We start from the raw sequence: 21,866 nt of genomic DNA, 5'->3' as shown, positions 1-21,866 counted from the left end.
CTGGAGAATTGTATCCGTATTTAATGGCAATATCAATAATCCTGAAATTGCTATTGTTCAGCTCAAAAGCTGCAAGCGTGAGACGCCTTCTCCGAATATACTCCGACAACGTTACACCTGCCAGAAATGAAAACATTCGTTTAAAATGATACTCTGAACATAATGCCCGCTTTGCTACTTCATGACTGTCAATTCTATTGGCAAGATTTTCTTCAATAAAGCTCAAAGCATCATTCATGTTTTTAAGTGAATTCACTTTAATGACCTCCCTTACATCAACAGAATAGCAAGAAATGAAAGATTCTATCCGACTTTTCATGCACACTTATGCAGGGTCAACTTATTCTTCCGCAATATGGTCCCGATTCAGACACAGTGCTTCTTCAGCAACTGCGCCCTTTTATTGAATAGTTATAATGCTTCTGTTTCAGTAATTAGTTCTTTTAGCTTCTTCACTGCGTTTCCCGTCTTTTCAGCATCTGTTGAAAGCAGAGAAACAATATCATCGATTCTTTTTTCATAATCCGTAGGCTTTATCGGGAAATCTTGAATCATGGCCACAGCTTTCTTTTCATTGATACAATACACTTCGTTTTTCGCAAAGAGAACTTGATTTAAACAAGAAATACTTCGAAAGCAATGGCCCATAACATATGAAATATCGTCCTTATTAGTATTGGCTTCCATAAACATAAAGGAAAAAGAAGCTTCAAAAGAAAAATACTGAATCATCGCTTCTTTCAATTTCTCAGGATAGAGCTCCGTTTTCTTTTTTAATTCACTTAGTTTGCCTTCAGGATCAGATAAAATATTACAAACGGCTAACTCTCCCATATACATGACATTCAAATAACCATGTGGATGCCCTGTTTGATAATGAATGGATACAGCACCTGACAGACAATCATCAATAACTTTGCTGACTCGTTTGATATCACGAAATATGAGATCTACATGGAATCCATGCACAACTAACCAGCCGCCTCCATTTATCCATTCGCCCCATTCACCTAAAGAGGTGATTAAATGATCCTTTTTCACATCGTTAAGATTTAATGCTGTTCTGTCTATATCATTAGTGTTAAATCCTTTTGATTCATCATAATAAATCCCAATATCTATATCCGAATCAGGACTGTTGGTTCCTCTCGCCCGCGATCCACCCAACACGATCCCAACTACACCTGGCAGTCCATCCAGTTCTTCTTTTACTTTTTGGATTGTATCATTGACAGTCATTATTTTTCACTCCATATAATTTTTACTATTTTGGACATTTATTCAACATAATTGTCCTATTCAAAAGAATGTACTTAATCGATTACTGAGCCTTCGTTGAAGATTATCTTATGACTTAATTATTGCAAGGTCTATATTGAAATGCAATACAGGTTTTCCCGTCCAAAATAATACGGGACAAGGGTTTAACCCTGTGCCCCGTTCAATCTGCACAGTTATATATACTCCTGGGTTTACTGCATTAGCTTTTTAATTTTATGGTCTGGTCTTCAATTGAATAGATACGATCAGCTGTACGGTCAATAAAAGTCCGATCATGCGAAACAAGCAGGACGGTCCCGACATATCCTTCTAAAAAACTCTCCAATGCTTCAATACAATAAATATCCAAAAAATTTGTTGGTTCATCCAATACAAGCACATTGTATCTTCCTAAAAACAATTGACACAGCACTAAACGAATGGCTTCCCCGCCACTCAATTCACGGACATTCTTTTTTATAGCATTTCCATTGAAATTCATGGCATTAAGGGCAGCCCTAATTTTACTTTCATTGTGATCGCTCCGATTTTTCATATAGGCAATTACCGTTTCATCTCTTTCAAATTGATAATCCATTTGTTCATAAGATCCAATGACAGCTTTTGGCGAAATCGTTATCCCCTCACCACACTTTATAATATGGTGAAGCAGCGTCGTTTTCCCAGAACCATTTTTACCTGTAATGGCAATGGTATTGCCTAAAGGGAATTGGAAACTTGATTCATTGAGCAAGAGTTTATTTCCTGCCTTCAGTGTTAACCGGTCGGCCATAATCGGAAATTTATTGTGCAATTTTAATTCATTTGACTGGTGAAAACGAATTATTTGCTCTTCTTTTGGAGCCTCTGTTTCCTCCAGTTGTTCCACTCTTTGCTCAATCGCTTTCGCTGCGCGTTGAACTGATTTTTGACTGGTTCCCTTCTCTTTTGTCATAAACATTTTGTTCGCTTTTGCTTTAGCCTCTTTTTTGGACATCTGTCCACTAGCCCGATTAATTTTATCAGCCTTCTTCATCTTTTCCTCGGCTGCTTTCATTAGACGTGACTTTTCTTTCACATGCTTTTCATACTCTTCTTGCTGCTTCCTTTTCTCTAGTTCCTTTTGTTCCACATAATCCGAATAGTTCCCTGTATATTCCGTTACACAGCCATCTTCCACTTCCCAGATTTTTGTCACCAACTGGTCCAATACATGCCTATCATGACTGACAAGTATAAGTGCACCATAATAATATCTTAATTCATCGATAAAAAATTTGATGCCCTCTTCGTCTAAATGCGTTGTTGGCTCGTCAATCAACAGGCCTTCATGGTAGGTAGAAAATATCTGCGCTAACTTCATCCTTGTTTGTTCACCACCGCTAAAATGGTCAATGTCTGTTTTGGGGATTGATAACTTTCCCATTAATTCATAGTCGATTTCGCTATCTGTTGCAGATGTTAATTGATCAAAGTATGCAAAATCTGCAAAGCGTTTGACATGGCCTCCCCCAGGCTTGACTTGACCATTTATCAGCTTCAACAGCGTGCTCTTACCTGCACCATTCCTGCCGACAACACCAATACGGTCAAACTGATGTACAGCAAGCTGTGGGATACTTAACACTACACGATCTAAATATGAAACTTCTATATTTTCGAATTCTACCGATAATTTTTTCATAATTCCCTGCCTCCAATTAATAAAAAATCACAAGCATCTGCTTGTGATTCAGAGTAAAGGGGTAGAAGCCATTATTATTCGATTATGGTTAGAAGTCGTCTATAAATAGATCTGCTTTGCTTAAAGGGCACTTTAAACATAAATAAAGAAAGGACAGACTAAACCGCCTTTCTGTGCATTCCATATTTTTGGATATACTTACTACATTATTTACCAATACAGGTTTCTAATATGAGATGAAGATTATTAAAAAAGGACAGACTACTCCCGTTTACTCTGTATTCACAAACAGAGCCTTTGAACGTATTCAGTTACTGGTTCAAAGTTGGGAAACGAAGTTTCATTGCGTGTGTCATTTTTTAATAATCCTCCTCAAAACGATTAAGTGACATATCTTAAATTATAATTGACATGCCACTAAAAGTCAAAATCTCCTTGATGGTAAGACAGGGTGAATTTGTTCCATTCTCGCGCCCGTTTGAGGAAGATCATGGCAGATGGGCATGAGCGCTTTATCTATTATCAAATAAAAAATAAAGAGAGGCTGCATGATTAACAGCCCCCCTATACGATCGACGAATTATTTTTCTAAAAGCTTTAGAGATTCGCGATTGAATGCAGGAAGATCATCAGGTGTTCTGCTTGTTACAAGGTTTCCATCTACGATTACTTCTTCATCTTTTACAGTTGCTCCTGCATTTTCCAAGTCTTTTCTTACGGAAACAAAGCTTGTTAGCTCTCTACCTTTTAGTTGGTCTGTATTAACGAGAAACTGTGGACCATGGCAAATTGAAAATATGGGTTTATTATCTTGGAAAAATGTTTTCGCAAACTCACTATTCTTCGGATTAATACGTAGTAAGTCAGGAGAAAACCCGCCAGGTACGAGTAATGCATCATAATCGTTTGCATTTACTTCATCTATGCCTCTATCTGCTTGTATTTCGTCCCCATTTTTGCCATTGATGGTTTTTTTTGCTTCATTACTGATAATATCTACCGTATGCCCAGCTTCTTTGTAAGCTTTCACAGGATCAGTTAATTCAATTTCTTCTACCATGTCTGTTACAAGGACTGCAATGTGTCGACTCATATAGCACTTCCTCCCTTTATCATTCTCGAATATATTCTAGCATACTGCCCATAACTTTATTAAGCAGTATGCTCATGAACCGTATTATACACGAACCAAATAACGATGCTCTAACTGACAGGCACTTGTTCCCTTCTACCTTATCGTGTTACATAAACGTGCACTACAATGGCATTTGGGCGCTGGTCTTTATTCCCCAACTGCGCCCGTTTGATGAATAAGATTTAAGACATGATGTCATTTCATATTTTTAACCTATAACTTATTTAGTTTGATACCACCATATCCCTATTTTTTATTATACATTAAAAGTCGTAATGTTTCTTCAAGGCCATTTTTGAAAGGAGTTGCTGGTACGGGACCGATACGCTTTTCATATTTTTCCCCACTCAAAATAAACCCCTCTTTGGTGAGGTACATGATCTCAACCACTTCCCTCATAAATGGATCAAACAGCCCAATTAAACGAATAGCAGTTTTATTTAAAGGGATGGCCAACTTTCGATTTCCAGTTACCTTACGTGCCATCTGGATAATTTCCTTACCTGATATTAATCCTGCTCCAGGTATATTCCAATTTTCCCCATAAGCATCGTCTTTTTCTGCTATATTTACTATCATTTTAGCTGCATCTGGTAAATATACATATTCCCGGGGTGTATTCATATTGCCAATAAAGATGGAAGTCTTATGGGCAGCCATCCCTTCCAATGTGGGCTGTAAATAGGAATTCTGTGAAGTAGCCCCATAGTAATCCGGTAGCCTTACAATTAATGCTTTTGCATTCTCCCATTTATTACTAAATATTAATTTCTCAAATTCCACTCGTAACTTACCTTTTTTTGTGTGTGGGTGTTGTGGATGATTTTCATCTCCCTTTGCAACTTGATGCCCGTAAACATAAATACCATCTACAATAATAATTTTCCCCTTCAGAATATTTGCTGCCTTCATTACACTTTCTCCAAGCAAATGAAGTTTTCCCTCCATCTCTTGATATATAACGTTGGCACATTGGAATATAACATCCGCGTCTTTTGCCGCGTCAACAATAGTTTGGCAATCAAATATATCACCAAGTTTGTATGACAATCGTTGATCAAAATCGTGATCCTCCATTAATGTTTTCAATTTACTTTCGGAACGCCCGAAAGCAATGACTTCTATCTGTCTATTCAGTAATTCTGAAACGATAACCTGACCGGTTCCACCAGTTGCTCCCAATACAATCGCAGCTTTCATAATCCCATCTCCCTTTAATTTAGTGATCAATCAATAACTAAACCTGAGTAAAAAGCCGATGACAGATTATCATCGGCTTTGTTCATCGTCAATAAGTTCAGGTAAATCTATGAAAAAGGAAATATTGCAGAGTATCCCCCTTGCCAAAAAGGTCGTAACTTCTCCATTCGCATTTGGAATTCCTGCCGATTGAAACCTTTCCAGTGTGTAACTTCTAATACGTGACAGGCCTTTCCTCATAGATTGTTGTATTGCCTCTTCCGTCACTGAAAAACCTATAACCTGCAACGAAATTTCATTAGGATTTGATTCGGACAACTCTTCATATGCGGCAATCATTTTGGTGACCAGATGGTCTTGGCTGGTCTCTACATTTTCAAAAGTTTGAAGGATTCGTTCAAATGCTCTATCTAAAGCTACGATAAACAACTCTTCTTTTGTTTTAAAGAATTTAAAAACATAAGGTTGAGATATGCCAGCTTTTTCTGCAATGAGTGCGGTAGTTGTATTATAATAACCTCTTTTTGCAAAAACTTCCAACCCTGCCTCGAGAATATCTTCCTTTCGATTTCCCATTTTTGGTCTAACCATACATAAACACCTACTCACAGTTAATTATTGATTGATCAATTACATAATACCCAACTTTAATACTTAATTCAAGTGCAATATTTCAATTCTTTCAGGAAGAAGCTTGTGTAATGAAAGGTGTTTTTTACTGACTCCTTATATACGATTTGGTTTGCCACAATCTGGCCCTATAACAGAAGACCATCGATGTGTAATAGAGACACTTATTATGATAGCATCACTTTTATTCTACCCAAAAGCAATCCCGTCACTCGTAAGAAGCAGTTTCGAATTGACAGGCTGATATAGCTTGAGCATCAAACATGAAGCGGCTTTTCATATCGAGAAAACTGAATTGCCATTGCATCGGCATGGCCGGAAAAGATAAAACCTGCATCAATATAAAACTGATTTAATCCAGGGTTATCCGCAACACAATCCAGGCGCAGCACTTCGCAATCAGCAGGACTATTTTCCATTATCCACTCCAAAAGCTGTTTGCCGATTTTCTGACGGCGGTAGTTTATATTAACGGCAAGCCTATGCAGGTAAAGCGCATCATCATGTCGATTTCCCCAGATACTGACGTCAAGGTCATTTTGCAGCTGTGACAGATTAAACGTCGCGACTGGCTGTGTATTATCTGTCACCAGGTAGGTCGTTCCCGCCTTAATCGCTTCTCTTATCTCCGATGCCGCTTCTTCAGTTAAGTAAAAATCCCACTGGTGAATGCCTCTGTTCACCAGCCACTCGGCCGCATCGCGCAAAATTCCGATGACCGTCTCCGCATCATCCGCTTCCGCTTTTCTGATCATGTATGTGTTAAACGTATCCATCTTGAATAGACCTGCCATCCCTTATCCTCCGTTCTTCAAGACAACTAATGTAAAAATAAAGTGCTGGATGAATTTATTAACCGGAAAAAACCAGGTCTGGAATCGGCCTGGTTTTCCGCAGGGTTTACACCACTTTTGCTCCGAGTGTATTTTCAAAGTGACCAAGCGCCCACTCGTGTCCGGCAGCATTAAAACTTGCCACCGCATCCTTATGCACGACAATATTAAAGCCTTTGTTGTACGCATCGACGGCGGTGTGCAGCACGCAAATGTCAGTACATACGCCAACGATATGGAGTTCGTCAATGCCCCGTTCGCGCAGTTTGATCTCCAAATCAGTACCAGCAAAAGCACTATAGCGTGTTTTATCGTAATAATAGACATTGCTTTTGTCGTTATTTTCCGCATAGACCGATGCTAAGGAGCCGTATAGAACCTGGCCTTCTGTTCCAACGATATTGTGTGGCGGGAAAAGGGCTGTTTCCGGGTGGAGGGTGTCTTCTTCTTCGTGTGCATCAATCGCAAACACCACATAATCACCCGCTTCGATAAAATCTTTCGTTATCGATACAATCTTTTCCTCAATAGCCTGCCCCGGTTTGCCACACGTTAATTTCCCGTCATCCGCCACAAAATCAACCGTATAATCCACATTGATCAATGCCTGCTTCCCCATTCATTCCATCTCCCTATTTAATTTTTGTTGCCCTTGTTATGTTAGTACTGCCCCTCCGATATCGCGCGAGTTGGTGCTCCTGCTGCACGAATCCACCCGGTTTCCGCACGAGTTGAGGCACTTCCTGCTCGAGTTAAGTCACTTCTCGCTCGAGTTCTGCCAATCCCTGCACGAGTTGGCGCTGCCCCCGCACGAGTACGAACGATTTTCAACTCTGACTGCTAACACTCCATCAAAGTTTTTCCACTTTAATGTTATGTGCTTCACCTTTCATACGCTGTGCAGCATGGTATGTTGGACCAACCATATCGGTATAGGTGAAGCCATATTCAATGGCCGTGGTCACAAAGCTTTTCGCCAGACGGACTGCCTCTGGGACTGCACTGCCCTGTGCCATATAGGCGGTAATCGCAGCCGAGTATGAGCAGCCCGCCCCGCTTGTATTTTCGGTATCAATCCGTGGTGCTTCGAAAGCGGTTAGTGTCTCACCGTCATACAGCACATCGACTGCCTCGCCTTTCAATCTGCCGCCTTTGACCAGAACATACTGTGGTCCAAGTTGATAAAGGTCAATCGCCGCTTGCTTCATATCGTCAACTGACAACAGTGCTCGTCCACCCAATAGATACGATGCTTCAGGCAGATTTGGTGTGATGATATCCGCCATTGATACCAGCCGTTCCTTCAAAACATCGATGGCATCATCCGCAAGCAGCTTTGAATCAAGTTTGCCGACCATAACCGGATCAACCACTTTTATGCCGACGTCTGAACTTGCAATCAAATCCGCTGCTTTTTCAATGATTTCTTTGGAAAACAGCATGCCTGTTTTGAGTGCATCCGTACCAACCTGCCTCATCGCTGTGGCAAACTGTGCCTCGATTGCCTCAATTGTCTGCAAATGCACATTTTTATCTGTTTCAGGGTGACGGGAGACGATTGCTGTCACCACACTCATCCCGTAGACGTCAAGTTCCTGGAAAGTCTTCAGATCTGCCTGGATGCCAGCACTCCCTCCGGCTGCAGATCCTGCAATTGTCGTAGCACGTGCTGGTAGATTCATAATGCAAAACCCCTTCTGAGTCAAAATATGATAACGATGAAGAACCATACAATCATCGCTAATTGAATAACCACTTTAGCTGCCGCACCGCCCAGAAATCCGATTAATGAACCAATCGAGGCACGAATTGCTTCCTGGAGTGTCCGCTCCTGCATCAGCTCAATTACAAGCACTGCGACAAACGGGATAATCAGGATGCCGAATGGTGGGATGATAAACGAACCGATAATGACCGCTATGGCCGCACCACGTTCGCCCCACTTGCTGCCGCCGTATTTTTTGACAAAATAACTGTTGGCAATGATATCTGAAACAATTAGAATAACGGTCAGCACAGCCATCGCCACCCAGAAAAACCAGGTCAGTTCCTCCGCATTAAGGACAAAATGATAAAGCAGAAAGCCGACCCAAAGCACGAGTGGCGATGGAATAATTGGAAAAATAACACCTGCAAAGCTTGCGATAAATAATGCTATGATAATAATCCAAACGATGATCTCCAGCATGGCTGCCTCCAATTCCGGAAAGTGTTGAAAATAACTGGGAGGCCAGTCGCTTCCTCAACTGACTGCTCCCCGCTTCTACGGCTCTTTTCGAAACATACTTGAAATTTTGGTTTCTTCCTTATTGATGATACGTTTATAGTTGTCCATATGTTTCATGATGCTCATTATCGATAATAACACAACAACCAACGTCGGCTCGATTCCAAAGAACAGAAAAGTTGTCACCAAAAAAGATACATACATGAACAATACACCGACAACCAGATAATCAGTTGCCATTGTAAAGAAAAGTAAAATACCGATTCCGATGATCGCTATCTTCCAATCAATTGCCAGAAGTATACCGACCAGCGAAGCAGTCCCCTTGCCGCCGCTAAACTTCATGGTAATGGGGTGGTTGTGCCCGACAATGATAAATAAGGCATTGATATAGACCAATAACGTTTGAGCCGGTCCAGTGATTCCCCGACTTTCCAATAAATATAACACCAGAAGTATCGATAATGTCGCTTTAAAAATATCAATGAGTGCAACCAGGACACCGTACCTCCAGCCCAACAATATGGTTGTGTTGGATGCTCCAGAATTTTTCACCCCTGCATTTTTTATATCCATTTTCTTATATTTTCCAACAACCTGCGAACCATGCAGACAGCCAAACAGATAGCCAATTAGACTGACAATGAGCACGTGCACCATAATCCCCCCTCTATTTAATCTTATATTCAGCCAATGAGAACTTCAAGACAATTATTTTCGGAAATCATGCCCCCTTTTGCCAGCTTCTTTCGATTATAGGTATAAAAGGGGGAGCATCATTTTTTATCCTGCCGGGAGTTCTTCGGCCCGTATGTACCGCTGACGCGCCCATGCTGCATCGACTTCAATGGATGTCAGGCGTTTTCCAGAGCCTGTTAATCTCAAACGCAGACCATGTAACATCGCACCCCTTTGGTCAGTGATTCAAAGAAGCTTCCTTAAGCCCATACATGTTATAATTTCAACGGAAAACTTTTTTCAAGGAGACGGCACAATTTGAAACGCTACCGCAAAGATATCACAACATGGATCATCATTATTTTATTTCTAATAATGCTGTTCTTCCTATATAATCAATTCAAAACAGACCGGTATATCAATCAGGGGAAGGATGCACCGCTTCCGGAAAATCTCGATCCGGTCGTCACTGAAAAAACGGAAAAGCTGATTGAACAAGCTGCTGAAAAAAACATCACAGTCGCCATTACCGAAACCGTGCGTTCGAACCAGGAGCAAAATGCATTATACGAACAAGGGCGCTCAGAAGACGGGCGTGTTGTGACCCATGCACAAGGCGGCGAATCGTATCACAACTATGGGCTCGCAGTGGATTATGCGTTACGGAACCATAACGGTGACATTATTTGGGATACAAATTATGATGGCAACAACAATGGTGAGGGAGACTGGTTTGAAGTGGCCGACATGGCAAAGGAACTGGGATTCGAATGGGGCGGTGACTGGAGTCATTTCAAAGATTATCCGCATTTGCAAATGGATTTTGGATTAAGCATCGACCAATTGAAGCGCGGCCACCGTCCCAAACATGACAAAGCCGATAAATGAAACAACTAACTGTACACTTCAATTGAATTGGTATATACTATGATTACTCTTAATTAAAGTAATTTGAATTCAGAATAATTATTTATGAGTCAAGGAGGCATTTGTATGAATTTAAAAGGAATTCACCACGTATCCGCCCTCACAGCAAATGCTGAGCAAAATTATCATTTCTATACAGATATTCTGGGTATGCGGCTGGTTAAAAAGACAATCAACCAGGACGATCCATCCGTTTACCATTTATTTTACGCAGATGAGGTTGGCAATCCCGGCACCGATTTCACCTTTTTTGAAATCCCGCGGGCAGGTCACACTTACCCAGGCATCAGCAGTATTTCCGGTACTTCACTAAGAGTTCAAAATGATGATGCACTGGTATATTGGGAAAACCGGCTAACGGAAAACGGTGTTGACCATGACGGGATTACAAAACAGGGCGGACGCCAAATCATCCATTTCCGCGACCCGGAAGATCAGCGCTTAACGCTCGTTTCAGATGAAACAAACGCAGGTGTTGCGGGCGGCAACGTGTGGGAACGCAGCAGTGTCCCGGCCGATAAAGGCATTATCGGACTTGGACCCGTCAAATTGACAGTCCAGGACCCTGCTCCGACAGTTAAAGTGCTGACTGACATTTTGACGTTCCAGGAAACCGGCGATTATCCCTCGCCTGTCAGCGGTCAAGATGACATTCGTGTTTTTTCGACCGGTGAGGGAGGCACAGGCGCGGAAGTTCATCTGGAAGTGCGCCATGATCTGCCAAAAGAACGGCCCGGCCGGGGAAGCGTCCATCATGTAGCCTTTCGGGTCGATAGTGAGGATGAATTGGCAAAATGGATAGACCGGATAAAGAAAGAACGCATCCCAAATTCCGGGCTGGTGGACCGTTTTTATTTCAAGTCTCTTTATTTCCGGGAACCGAATGGCATCCTGTTCGAATTGGCAACGGACGGGCCAGGGTTTGCTACCGATGAGGATCCCGATCATCTTGGTGAATCATTGGCGCTGCCGCCATTTTTTGAAGACCGGCGTGAAGAAATTGAAGCCAAGTTAAACCCTTTGGACACGAAAAGACCGCACTGAATGGTGCGGTCTTTTCGTATAAAAATCAGAGTCTCATACCAATATTGCGTTACATAGACTGGGAGCGCTCCCTTTCCGCCGGCCGCTTTGCCCCATCCATCAATGTCCATGTATTTGTGTCATCTTACAGATATTTTTCTCAGGGCACCATGTTCCCCGCTGCTTTATACAACGCATACCATTCCGCGCGAGTGAGCGGGATTTCGGAGCCGTCGCTCATCTTTTGTAAACGGCGGGCTTTTGTTGTGCCTGTGACGACTTGGATATCCGCGGGATGGCGGGTGATCCACGCAACTGCAATGGCGTCAGGCGAAACGCCGTACTTAGCGGCAAGGCGATCAAGCTCAGCATTGAGTTCCGGGAACCTTTCCGTATCGCCGACGAATACACCCTCGAAGAAACCAGTTTGGAACGGCGACCATGCCTGCAGGGTAATGTCATGCAAGCGGCAGTATTCAAGCACACTGTTGTCACGGTTAATGGACTGATCGACGCCCATGTTCAAGGCCACCCCGGAATCGATGATCGGTGTATGGGCGATGCTTAACTGAACCTGATTGACGACGAGCTTTTGCGATAAGGCTTGCTGCAACAACTCAATTTGCATGGGGTTATGATTGGACACGCCGAAATAGCGGACTTTCCCGCTTTTCTCCAACTCGTCAAACGCTTGGCTGACCTCGTCCGGTTCCATGAGCGGATCCGGGCGATGCAGCAGAAGGATGTCCAGGTAATCGGTGTTCAGTCGGGAAAGAATCCCGTCGACCGATGACAAAATATGATCTTTTGAAAAGTCATAGTAGCCATCATTTTTGTTAATGCCACATTTACTCTGGATAATCATCTTTTCGCGCATCGAACTGTTCATAGACAAAGCTTGTGAAAAGAGAGCCTCACATTCACCGTTTCCATAAATATCCGCATGGTCAAAAAAATTAATCCCCAGATCCTGTGCTGAACGAACAAGTTTCCCGATCTCTGTGGCCGGGAGTGCATCAATTCGCATGTTTCCCATTATGATGTTAGAAGCGGTTAAGTCTGTGCCGGGCATCTTCGTATATTTCATCTTTTGCCTCCTCGTGGTACTATCGTTTATAATCCTTCAGTAGCATGATACAACAGTACGAAAAAAGATATCTATACAAATTGCTTTGTTAGATCCAAATACTCATTGACCGCATGAATAACCGGCTGAAGCGATGTCTCCCAAAATGCTCTTACTTTAATATCCTTGCCTAAATGATGCCTGGCCAGTTCCTCTACAGTCATTCTGCCGGTATCACGCAGCAACGCATCGTACTTTTCAGGAAATGCATCTCCCTGTTCCTTTGCCAATGCATAAATGCCATTGCTGAACAAATAGCCAATCGTATACGGAACGTTGTAGAATGCCAACTCCGTGCTAAAAAGCTGGGGGACCGTCATCCAGGAGTATGGGTTGTTCTCATCAATCAGATCCCCATAGAGATTGTTCATCTCACTTCCCAGCAATTTCGATATCTCATCTGCTGTAACCGGACCCGCCTTTCTTTTTTCATACATTTTTTGCTCAAATAAAAACAAAGACGGCACTTCTGCCTGATATTTCAGTCCATTGGTAATTTTCATTTCCAATAATCCGATTTTTTCTTCATCAGTTTCAGCATTATCGATTGCCGCATCCAGTACCAGATTTTCAGCAAACGTTGACGCTGTCTCAGCAACACTCGTGCTGACTTGCTGGGCAAAGGCAGGCTCATCGTGCAAAATATGGTTATGATAGGCATGTCCCAGTTCGTGGGCAATCGTCACTACATCCTGATAGCTCCCATTATAAGTCATGAAAATACGGCTTTCTTTCGCGACCGGCATGTTGGCACAAAAACCGCCGTGCATCTTCCCTTTCCGGTTTTCCGCTTCAATCCAGCCTTCACGAAACGCTTTTTCAGCAAAATCGCCAAGCTTTTTACTGAAGTTATGGAACTGTGTAATAATAATATCGGCCGCTTCATCATAGAGCAGCTTATTTTCAGAGGTGAAGCTTGGCATTTCTGTGTCAAACCAGCTTAATTTTTCCATTCCCATCAGTTCAGCTTTCCGTTTGTAAAAAGATTGTGCAACTCCCGTGTTTTCTTTAATCGCCGATACCATCGTTTGTACTGTTTCTTCTTCTATCCGGTTTGCTTTCATCGCCTCTTTTAAAAGTTTCCAGCCACGCTGTCTGTATACATCAAGCCTGAACCCGCTGATCCGGTTTAAAACAGCTGCAAAGTCATCTGCTTGGTTTTCACAAACTTTTACAATGCTGCGGGCCGTTTTCTTTCGGGTTTCACGGTCATTCGAGAACAAATAGCTCATGGCCTGTCCGATCGATAATTCTTCTGTTTCCCCATCCTGTTCAATCGGGATACGCAAGTTACCCATCATCTGTTCATAATAGTCTTCCCAGCCGGTGAAGCCGTTTACAGATAATGTGCTGATCATTTTCTCCATATCAACTGGCAGTTTATCTTCGATGGTTTGCTTCCGTTCCTCGAGATAAAATTGATAGGCCTTCACATCATCACGTTCAAACAATGTATGCCATTGGGCATCTGTCATTTGACCGATGATGCGGTCGATATCAAGTTCCAGTGATTCAAAACCGGCTTTAATAAGCTCGCTTTCTTCTGCAAGATGGGCCACACCCGGATCATCAACATTAACGGCGTACAGACACACCATGTATTCATCGAGTTCGAATGATTCAATTTGAAACATCTGCACTGCTTCAAATAATGCCACCAGACTATGAATATCTGCCGGATCGACCATTGCTGCCTGATCCTGCAATACACACAAGTCATGCTTTAACCTGACGATCAATCCGTTCAGTTCATCTGAGCTTTTCCCTCCCGGATACAATGAATCAAGATTCCAAGTTTCATCAAGCACTTTTTCCATTTAAAATCCCTCCCATTCATCTATTCTGAAAGTCATTATACCGCACTTTTAATCATTATGTATCGGTCCGTAAACTGAAAAGTAATTCACCATGACATATTTCCTGGCTCCTTTCATATATTATTATATTGATCTATTTGCAGCCTAACTGGGCAAAATAATAGACCGAATTTTCTGTCATAATAGCGAATATTGAGCATATACAAGTAATATAAGCTATTTTAAAGCATATTATAGTATATCTTGATGCAATCACTATAGTTACAAACAACGCGGTTTAATTCCAAATTATCAAAAAATATAGTATTTGAACAGAACCGGAAATCCTTATACTATAATAGTATGTCTTTTTTAGGAACTTTCCCCACTTTTCAGTTGTTCAATAACTAGTAAAAAAGTAGCACACATTCACAGTTTTGCTGGGACATTGAACACGAATACTTAATGCCTTTTCTCCACTAAGGGGCAAACAATTTCATAAAGAGAAGCAAAAGTGAATGGGCATATCGTCGTGAGTTGCGGACGTTTTCCCGATTTACTTAAAAAATTACGGGAGGTCATTTAGGAGATGAAAAAATTATTAGCAGCTTCAATTTTCGGTATCTTCATTCTTGTACTGGCTGCCTGCGGGGGCGGCTCCGATGATGCAAGCGGCAGTGACAATGGGGGTAGCGGAGATGACAGTGATTCCGGCGGCGATTCCAGACTTGCCGAAATCCAGGAATCCGGAACCGTTCAGATTGGCTATGCTGACGAAAGGCCATATGGTTATGAGGAAGACGGTGAAATAAAAGGTGCATCACCGGATATTACGGCAGCAGTATTTGCAGAACTGGGTGTGGACAATGTTGAAGGTCAAATACTCAATTATAACCAGTTAATCCCTGGTTTAAATGCAGGCAAATTTGATGTCATTACATCAGGGATGGCGATTAACCCGGACCGGTGCGAAAATGCAGACTTCGGTGAGCCGGAAATGACGTACGGGGAAGGCTTGATTGTACAAAAAGGCAACCCGAAGGATCTGCACAGTTATGCAGATATCGCTGAGTCCGGTGCTTCCGTATCCATCATGTCCGGTGCGACCGAAATTGGGTACGTCAAAGAAGAAGGCGTGGACGAAAGTCAGATTCAAGAAGCCGACGATATCCCTGCAACGTTCTCAGCTGTCGAGTCAGGGCGTGCCGATGCAACAACCGGTACAGAAATGACTGTGAAGATGGCATTTGAATCAGCTGACAGCGAGGATCTTGAATTCGTTGATGACTTTGAACATCCGGATATCCCTGGCGTTCCAAGCTATGGTGCTGCTGCTTTCCATACGGATAATGATGAACTGCGTGAAGCCTATAATGAAGAACTGCAAAAGTTGATAGACGATGGAACAGTGGCTGAAATTTTGGAAGAAAACGGGTTTGATCCTGAGAACAACGCACCACCGGAAGATATTACGACTGAACAAATCTGCAGTGGCGAAAAATATTAAGTAAGGCTTAACATACTAAAATATCCCTGCAATGACTCCATAGGGTCCGGCTCCCTCACCCAGGGGGTCCGACCCTTTTATTTTGGAATATAACCTGAAGGAGTGATTTCTATTAACGCAATAGCTGAGATATTCCCGGTATTAATGCAAGGCTTGCGTATTACGATAGAGGTGCTGATCGGGTCCATCATTCTCGGTTACTTGATGGCATTTATTGCCGGTTTTTGCCGGCTCTCCAAAAATCCGATCATCAAATACATGACGATTTTTTATGTCGAAGTATTTCGCGGAACCTCCTTAATTGTACAGCTATTCTGGCTTTTTTATGCCCTGCCGATTTTATTTGGGATTGATTTGGGAAGTGACTACCTCGCAGGTATCCTCGCAATCGGTCTGAATTATGGAGCCTACATGTCAGAGGTTGTACGTGGTTCCATACTGTCTGTTGCAAAGGGTCAGACGGAAGCTGCAACTGCACTCAACATGTCACGTTTCCAACGGATGCGACTGGTCATTTTTCCTCAGGCTGTCCGGATGATGCTGCCGGAATTCGGCAACTATCTTATCCAGATGCTCAAAGCCACATCACTTGTCTCATTAATTGGGATGGCCGATATTTTATATTACGGTGATATTCTGCGCGGCAATAACTTGTCCCAGGCTCCAACTGTCTATTTCTTAGTGCTTGTATTCTATTTCATTATGGCACTGCCACTCATCTGGCTGACCAGAAAAATGGAAGCAGCATCGAAGAAAGGAGTGGCTAGCTAATGAATACTGGAAATTGGCAATGGGATACATTTTTTGAAGCATTTCCACTGATACTGGAAGGACTTGGAATTACCTTGGGATTGACAGTGGCTACTTATTTATTCGCGCTTATATTCGGCTTTGTCTGGACTTTGCTGAGTGCAGTTCGGATCAAACCATTGAGGTGGCTGTTCAGATGGATTATGGAATTCATCAGGTCGACACCGCCGCTTGTCCAGCTGTTTTTCATTTTCTTTGCATGGCCGATGGTACCAGTTGTCGGGTTTGCCATGAGCCCGTTCATAAGTGCCATTATCGGACTTGGTGTGCATTTCAGTACGTATATCGGGGAAGTGTACCGTTCCGGAATTGAAGCCGTTGACAAAGGCCAATGGGAAGCAGCCCGGGCACTTAATTTCTCAACAGGTCACAAATGGAGCAAGATTATCATACCCCAGGCGATTCCGCCAACGATCCCAATGCTTGGAAATTACTTGATTATTATGTTCAAGGAAATTCCGTTGGCATCAACGATTGGTGTTGCAGGTATATTAAATCTGGCAAACTCATACGGCGCCGCAAACTTTAGATATTTAGAGCCCTTGACGATTGTGGCTATCCTGTTCCTTGTATTAAGTTATCCGTCCGCCATTCTGATTAATAAGCTGGAACGGAAAATGAATCGCCGCTTTGATAAAAAAGAACCAACCGGCAGTAAATCACTCAGCGAAGAAGAAAAGGAAGGAGCTGTATCATAATGACTGAATCAATTGTCAGCTATAAAGATGTTCATAAATCATTTGGCGATACAGAGGTTTTAACAGGCATTAACCTGGATATCAAACCAGCCGAAAAAGTGGCTGTCATCGGACCAAGCGGATCAGGAAAAACAACGATCATCCGCATGCTGATGACACTGGAAGAACCGACATCCGGTAATATCATTGTCGACGGCAGTAATTTATGGCATATGGAGAAAAACGGTCAGCTCGTACCAGCTAATGAAAAGCATTTGCGACAAGTACGCGGGGACATCGGCATGGTTTTTCAGCACTTTAACCTTTTCCCGCATATGACCATTCTCGATAACTGTATGTCAGCACCGGTACATGTGCAGAAAGTTGATAAAAAAGAAGCAAAACAGCTTTCGATTGAAATGCTGGAAAAAGTCGGACTTGGCGACAAACTTGATAGTTATCCGAGCCAGCTCTCAGGCGGACAAAAGCAGCGTGTTGCGATGGCCCGCGCGCTGGTCATGCGTCCCAAAGTCATGTTGTTTGACGAGGTAACATCAGCACTTGACCCAGAGCTGGTCGGAGAAGTGCTGGAAGTTATCCGGGACATCGCCAAGGAAGGCGAAATGGCCATGGTGTTGGTCACACACGAAATGGAATTTGCCCGTGACATTGCTGATCGTGTTCTGTTTCTTGATAATGGTGTCATTGCTGAACAAGGTCCACCGGCAGACGTATTGGAAAACTCCACAAACGAGCGGCTGCAAAGTTTCCTGCACCGTTTCAGGTCTTAAACACAGGAATGCCGATCTTTTTTACGGGGCACCAAGCTACCTACTAAGTACACCAAGCAGCATGTGAAACTTAATCTGTTTCACATGCTGCTTTTGTTGATATAGTAATCACGTGTCTCTCCTCTGGCAGTTTATAGTGGTTCGTTCACTACGCCAATTGTTAAATCGGAATTCCAATAAGATGGTGAGCTGAATGATAAAAGCTGGTGGACGCTGTTAATATCATGGCATCAAACCAGACTATTTTTCATACACTATTTTGGGGTGAAGAAAAATGCCAATCGTGAAATATACAGAATCAGACGTTAACTTAATGGCAAGGATGATGCGGGCAGAAGCTGTAGGTGAAGGAAAACAAGGAATGTTGTATGTCGGAAATGTCATTGTGAATCGCACCAGAGCGGATTGTTTGGATTTTTCGGATGTCAGAACCATCCGGGAAGTCATTTTTCAAGTGCAGGGAGGTAATTATACGTTTGAAGCAGTCCAAAAAGGCAATGTTTTTTATCAAAGAGCGCGATCTACTGAGAAAAGGTTAGCACGGCAAAATTTGAATTACTGGCGTGAGCACCCGGCGAAATATGCGCTTTGGTATTTCAATCCATATGCGCCATGTCCTCCAACATGGTACGGTCAGCCTTTTTCCGGTCAATTTAAAAATCATTGTTATTATGAGCCGGCAGCTGGAACATGTGACAGTGTTTATTGAGTGATGCGTTTTTTTCGGGAAAACGAGTTTATGAAAATATTTTGCTTAACTTAGTCTTAATGGATGATTCAGGTTAAAATGCTCAGACGACTTTGGGAAGGGGGAGCTAGTTTATGAAACTATTGAATACAGTGGTTGATGTTATTCTCATTGCGATACTTACTACAGCATTATATGCAGGCTTTTATCAGGACCATATTTGCCTGACTGGTTCTCCCAGGTTTTTTGGTCAACTTTATTATTGCTGATAATAAGCAATCTAATGTACAGTGAAAAGTCGCTTGATTCCTCCTTCATGCTCCTTTATACCGTTGATATGCTCCCTTCTGCCTTTGATGTTGGGGCCTTTACCGTTGATATGCTCCCCTCTACCATTGATGTTGGAGCCTTTACCGTTGATGTGCTCCCTTCTGCCATTGATGTTGAAGCCTTTACCGTAGCCCAAAAATTTTATACTTTCTTATCTTTTAAAAAAAGGAGCAGATCCATTTATTGAGAAATGTCCCTGCTCCTTTTTTATTTACACTCCTAGATCTTCACCAATAATTTTCACTTCGCGTTCGAGGTTCACTCCGAATTTTGCTTTCACGGTATTCTGGATAAAATGGATCAGGTTAATATACTCCGTTGCTGATGCGCTGTCCAGATTAATTATAAAACCGGCGTGTTTCAGTGACACTTGCGCCCCGCCGATCTGTTTTCCCTGCAGCTTGCTGTCCTGAATGAGTTTACCCGCAAAGTAACCCGGCGGACGCTTAAACACACTGCCACATGACGGATACTCAAGCGGTTGTTTGGATTCACGTTTGAATGTTAAATCATCCATCACGGCTTTGATAGCATCATAGCTGCCTTCTTCCAATCGAAATGTTGCTTCCAGTACAATGTATCCTTTATCCGGTATGTTACTGGAGCGATACTCCAAATCCAGGTCATCAGCAGACAAATGAAGCAGATCGCCTTTCGCATCCACGACAACGGCACTTTCCAGAACATCTTTAACTTCACCGCCATATGCACCGGCATTCATGAACAGCGCGCCGCCAACCGATCCGGGGATGCCGCATGCAAATTCAAGGCCGGTAAACGCGTGGGACAATGCTTTCTGTGAGGCATCAATGATTCTGGCGCCGCTTTGTGCCACAAGTGTTGTCCCGTCTGCATCGATTGCCGTCAAACGGCCCAAATTCAAAACAATTCCGCGGATCCCGCCATCCTTCACAATCAGGTTGGACCCGTTCCCAAGCATGGTGAATGGGATGTTTCCGTTTATAGAAAGTTTAACAATTTCCTGGACTTCTTTATATGTTTCGGGGGTCACATAAAAATCAGCTTTCCCGCCCAGACGTGTGTACGTATGGTTGTGCAGATACTCATCTGCCATCACATTTTCCGGTGATGTGATGATTTTCAATTGCTCGTACGTATGGTGATCATTTATCACAAACATCAATCCTTTGTTGTTCTACCTATCTTATTCATTGGGTTAAGAAAGGAATAAATCATTTTATCAACCCGGGCGTCCTCATGCAACGCACTATGTCCGAGTGTGTCGTCATCAATCATTTTATAAGTTAATTGGGCAGGATCCACAATATCTTGTATAGTCCCGACACTTTCTGGTACAGCAACAGGGTCACCTGTACTTCCGATACTTAAAACATCCAATTGGTCTGGTATAACATCTTTATTCAACTGAAGCCTCTTTAGTGCGTAGGAATCTGGTTTCAAATCTTCTGCGCCAGCATCATGATGAATGTGAAAATAACCGTCGTTGTATATCCCATCAAACGGACTGCCGATTGTGATCAATTTATCTACCGCCGGGTATACCTTCCCGTTCTCATATGATTCAATAAAATCCATCGATACCAGCCCGCCCATCGAGTGCCCGACCAAATTCACTTTGTTGATTTGAAATGTTTCTTTCATATGGGCCAGCAGTTTGGCCAGCCCAGCAGACGTGTCCTGAAAGCCAGCTCGGTTATTTTCAAAAACAGCCTGAACAAACAGCGGCTCCGTTATATCTCCGCTGTTCCGCCTATACACATTCAGATCCAATTTACCTGCCGCTGAAACCCTGTACATCAATGAGGTCTGCCCCCATCCATATGTATGTTCAAACCGACTCAGCATATTACCGAATGAGTTTTCTGTTCCTTTATAACCATGTACAAATACGGTCGCATTTCTAATATGCCCCTCTGACCTTGTCTTTTCAGGGGCATAGAACCAACTGATAACTCCGATTGCCAGGGTGCACATCAAAATGGTACTAATAACTTGTTTCCTTTTCATAAATTTTACCCCGCCTGACTTTATGACTCATGCTGCAGTGTTTTTTGCTTGAGGATAAACCACGTAAAATAGGCACCGATACCAGCCAGCAATAATTTCACGGTTATGAGCGGCACGATAAAAAGAATCGAGTAGCCCATCGCCAGCCATAACATCGACACGCCCACCACTTTTGCTTTGAGAGGTATCCCCTTTCCATCCCGGTAATTTTGAATATACGATCCAAAATATTTATTCGTAATCAGCCACTGATATAATTTTTCCGAACTTCTCACATAGCATGCCGCTGCCAGCAATAAAAAAGGCGTCGTCGGCAAAAGCGGCAGAATGATTCCCAGTATACCCAGTCCTAATGAGAGCGACCCGGCTATGATTAACAATACCTTTTTGACTTGTTTCATATTAAACACCAGCTTGCATTTATAAACAATTGAACAAAATCGCTATCGCGATGGCTTAAAACCATCCCTCTCAAATATCTCAGTAAATTAAAGTGGCAGCACACTCAAATATAAGGTATTGTTAATTTACCACAAAAAACAAGCCAAAATTGAG

At 42.6% G+C, this 21,866-nt stretch carries 25 protein-coding genes; 7 read left to right on the top strand and 18 right to left on the bottom strand.

What is annotated here, in order from left to right; genetic code table 11:
- From E4U82_RS17645 to E4U82_RS17590, 12 genes are all read right to left on the bottom strand, one after another.
- Window positions 1–256, bottom strand: a 256-nt coding sequence (locus E4U82_RS17645; protein ID WP_135111486.1) for a helix-turn-helix domain-containing protein, incomplete at its 3' end; no start/stop codon positions are given.
- A gap of 155 nt (window positions 257–411) precedes the next feature.
- Window positions 412–1,239, bottom strand: coding sequence for a nucleotidyltransferase domain-containing protein (locus E4U82_RS17640; protein WP_010529057.1), 828 nt, complete (start codon window positions 1,237–1,239; stop codon window positions 412–414).
- A gap of 241 nt (window positions 1,240–1,480) precedes the next feature.
- Window positions 1,481–2,944, bottom strand: a complete 1,464-nt coding sequence (locus E4U82_RS17635; protein WP_135111485.1) for an Msr family ABC-F type ribosomal protection protein — start codon at window positions 2,942–2,944, stop codon at window positions 1,481–1,483.
- A 311-nt stretch (window positions 2,945–3,255) separates the two neighbouring features.
- Window positions 3,256–3,300, bottom strand: coding sequence for an erythromycin resistance leader peptide (locus tag E4U82_RS20695; RefSeq protein ID WP_135111488.1), 45 nt, complete (start codon window positions 3,298–3,300; stop codon window positions 3,256–3,258).
- Window positions 3,301–3,524: 224 nt separating this feature from the next.
- Complete coding sequence (locus tag E4U82_RS17625) at window positions 3,525–4,037, bottom strand: type 1 glutamine amidotransferase domain-containing protein (RefSeq protein ID WP_010530576.1); 513 nt, start codon at window positions 4,035–4,037, stop codon at window positions 3,525–3,527.
- Window positions 4,038–4,325: 288 nt separating this feature from the next.
- Window positions 4,326–5,279, bottom strand: coding sequence for an NAD-dependent epimerase/dehydratase family protein (locus E4U82_RS17620; RefSeq protein ID WP_135111484.1), 954 nt, complete (start codon window positions 5,277–5,279; stop codon window positions 4,326–4,328).
- Window positions 5,280–5,348: 69 nt separating this feature from the next.
- The gene (locus E4U82_RS17615) at window positions 5,349–5,870 is read right to left on the bottom strand and encodes a TetR/AcrR family transcriptional regulator (RefSeq protein ID WP_135111483.1); all 522 of its coding nucleotides are present in this window, start codon (window positions 5,868–5,870) and stop codon (window positions 5,349–5,351) included.
- A 296-nt stretch (window positions 5,871–6,166) separates the two neighbouring features.
- The gene (locus E4U82_RS17610) at window positions 6,167–6,703 is read right to left on the bottom strand and encodes a GNAT family N-acetyltransferase (RefSeq protein WP_135111482.1); all 537 of its coding nucleotides are present in this window, start codon (window positions 6,701–6,703) and stop codon (window positions 6,167–6,169) included.
- 106 nt (window positions 6,704–6,809) lie between these two features.
- Window positions 6,810–7,361 (bottom strand): cysteine hydrolase family protein, encoded by a 552-nt coding sequence (locus tag E4U82_RS17605; RefSeq protein ID WP_135111481.1) that lies wholly within the window; start codon window positions 7,359–7,361, stop codon window positions 6,810–6,812.
- Window positions 7,362–7,593: 232 nt separating this feature from the next.
- Window positions 7,594–8,424, bottom strand: coding sequence for a bifunctional hydroxymethylpyrimidine kinase/phosphomethylpyrimidine kinase (gene thiD, locus E4U82_RS17600; RefSeq protein ID WP_135111480.1), 831 nt, complete (start codon window positions 8,422–8,424; stop codon window positions 7,594–7,596).
- Between the two features lie 20 nt (window positions 8,425–8,444).
- Window positions 8,445–8,930, bottom strand: coding sequence for a DUF456 domain-containing protein (locus E4U82_RS17595; protein ID WP_135111479.1), 486 nt, complete (start codon window positions 8,928–8,930; stop codon window positions 8,445–8,447).
- Between the two features lie 75 nt (window positions 8,931–9,005).
- Complete coding sequence (locus E4U82_RS17590) at window positions 9,006–9,626, bottom strand: glycerol-3-phosphate acyltransferase (protein WP_135111478.1); 621 nt, start codon at window positions 9,624–9,626, stop codon at window positions 9,006–9,008.
- A gap of 339 nt (window positions 9,627–9,965) precedes the next feature.
- On the opposite strand from E4U82_RS17590, the gene E4U82_RS17585 reads away from it, so the two are divergent.
- Both E4U82_RS17585 and E4U82_RS17580 read left to right on the top strand, forming a co-directional pair.
- Window positions 9,966–10,535 (top strand): M15 family metallopeptidase, encoded by a 570-nt coding sequence (locus E4U82_RS17585; RefSeq protein ID WP_135111477.1) that lies wholly within the window; start codon window positions 9,966–9,968, stop codon window positions 10,533–10,535.
- Between the two features lie 105 nt (window positions 10,536–10,640).
- Window positions 10,641–11,618, top strand: coding sequence for a ring-cleaving dioxygenase (locus E4U82_RS17580; RefSeq protein ID WP_135111476.1), 978 nt, complete (start codon window positions 10,641–10,643; stop codon window positions 11,616–11,618).
- A gap of 139 nt (window positions 11,619–11,757) precedes the next feature.
- Here the strand turns inward: E4U82_RS17580 and E4U82_RS17575 are convergent, their stop codons facing one another.
- Together E4U82_RS17575 and E4U82_RS17570 are read right to left on the bottom strand one after the other, a co-directional pair.
- A complete protein-coding gene (locus E4U82_RS17575; RefSeq protein WP_135111475.1) occupies window positions 11,758–12,684 on the bottom strand; it encodes an aldo/keto reductase in 927 nt (308 codons plus the stop codon).
- Window positions 12,685–12,755: 71 nt separating this feature from the next.
- A complete protein-coding gene (locus E4U82_RS17570; RefSeq protein ID WP_135111474.1) occupies window positions 12,756–14,540 on the bottom strand; it encodes a M3 family oligoendopeptidase in 1,785 nt (594 codons plus the stop codon).
- Window positions 14,541–15,108: 568 nt separating this feature from the next.
- Between E4U82_RS17570 and ehuB the strand changes: the two genes are divergently transcribed.
- The 5 genes from ehuB (at window position 15,109) to E4U82_RS17545 (ending at window position 19,013) form a co-directional block, all read left to right on the top strand.
- Complete coding sequence (gene ehuB, locus E4U82_RS17565) at window positions 15,109–16,026, top strand: ectoine/hydroxyectoine ABC transporter substrate-binding protein EhuB (RefSeq protein ID WP_135111473.1); 918 nt, start codon at window positions 15,109–15,111, stop codon at window positions 16,024–16,026.
- 111 nt (window positions 16,027–16,137) lie between these two features.
- Window positions 16,138–16,797 carry an ectoine/hydroxyectoine ABC transporter permease subunit EhuC gene (gene ehuC / locus E4U82_RS17560; protein ID WP_135111487.1) on the top strand — a complete coding sequence of 220 codons (660 nt, stop codon included), beginning with the start codon at window positions 16,138–16,140 and terminating at the stop codon, window positions 16,795–16,797.
- Window positions 16,797–17,534, top strand: coding sequence for an ectoine/hydroxyectoine ABC transporter permease subunit EhuD (gene ehuD / locus E4U82_RS17555; protein WP_135111472.1), 738 nt, complete (start codon window positions 16,797–16,799; stop codon window positions 17,532–17,534). Before ehuC ends, ehuD begins: the two co-directional genes overlap by 1 nt.
- Window positions 17,534–18,304, top strand: a complete 771-nt coding sequence (ehuA, locus tag E4U82_RS17550) for an ectoine/hydroxyectoine ABC transporter ATP-binding protein EhuA (protein ID WP_135111471.1) — start codon at window positions 17,534–17,536, stop codon at window positions 18,302–18,304. Before ehuD ends, ehuA begins: the two co-directional genes overlap by 1 nt.
- A 274-nt stretch (window positions 18,305–18,578) precedes the next feature.
- Window positions 18,579–19,013: a cell wall hydrolase gene (locus E4U82_RS17545; RefSeq protein ID WP_135111470.1), complete on the top strand. Its 435-nt coding sequence runs from the start codon at window positions 18,579–18,581 to the stop codon at window positions 19,011–19,013.
- A 259-nt stretch (window positions 19,014–19,272) separates the two neighbouring features.
- On the opposite strand, the gene E4U82_RS17540 is transcribed toward E4U82_RS17545, so the two are convergent.
- The 4 genes from E4U82_RS17540 to E4U82_RS17525 form a co-directional block, all read right to left on the bottom strand.
- Window positions 19,273–19,458, bottom strand: coding sequence for a hypothetical protein (locus E4U82_RS17540; protein WP_135111469.1), 186 nt, complete (start codon window positions 19,456–19,458; stop codon window positions 19,273–19,275).
- Between the two features lie 75 nt (window positions 19,459–19,533).
- Complete coding sequence (gene murB, locus E4U82_RS17535; protein WP_209300597.1) at window positions 19,534–20,463, bottom strand: UDP-N-acetylmuramate dehydrogenase; 930 nt, start codon at window positions 20,461–20,463, stop codon at window positions 19,534–19,536.
- Window positions 20,463–21,311 carry an alpha/beta hydrolase gene (locus E4U82_RS17530; protein ID WP_135111467.1) on the bottom strand — a complete coding sequence of 283 codons (849 nt, stop codon included), beginning with the start codon at window positions 21,309–21,311 and terminating at the stop codon, window positions 20,463–20,465. Before E4U82_RS17530 ends, murB begins: the two co-directional genes overlap by 1 nt.
- A 20-nt stretch (window positions 21,312–21,331) precedes the next feature.
- A complete protein-coding gene (locus E4U82_RS17525) occupies window positions 21,332–21,712 on the bottom strand; it encodes a YbaN family protein (RefSeq protein WP_135111466.1) in 381 nt (126 codons plus the stop codon).
- Window positions 21,713–21,866: the final 154 nt, after the last annotated feature.

This window comes from Lentibacillus salicampi (assembly GCF_004565465.1).
Classification (GTDB): domain Bacteria; phylum Bacillota; class Bacilli; order Bacillales; family Amphibacillaceae; genus Lentibacillus; species Lentibacillus salicampi.
The sequence above is the reverse complement of the archived record's forward strand: the minus strand, read 5'-3'. Positions and strand labels throughout refer to the sequence as shown.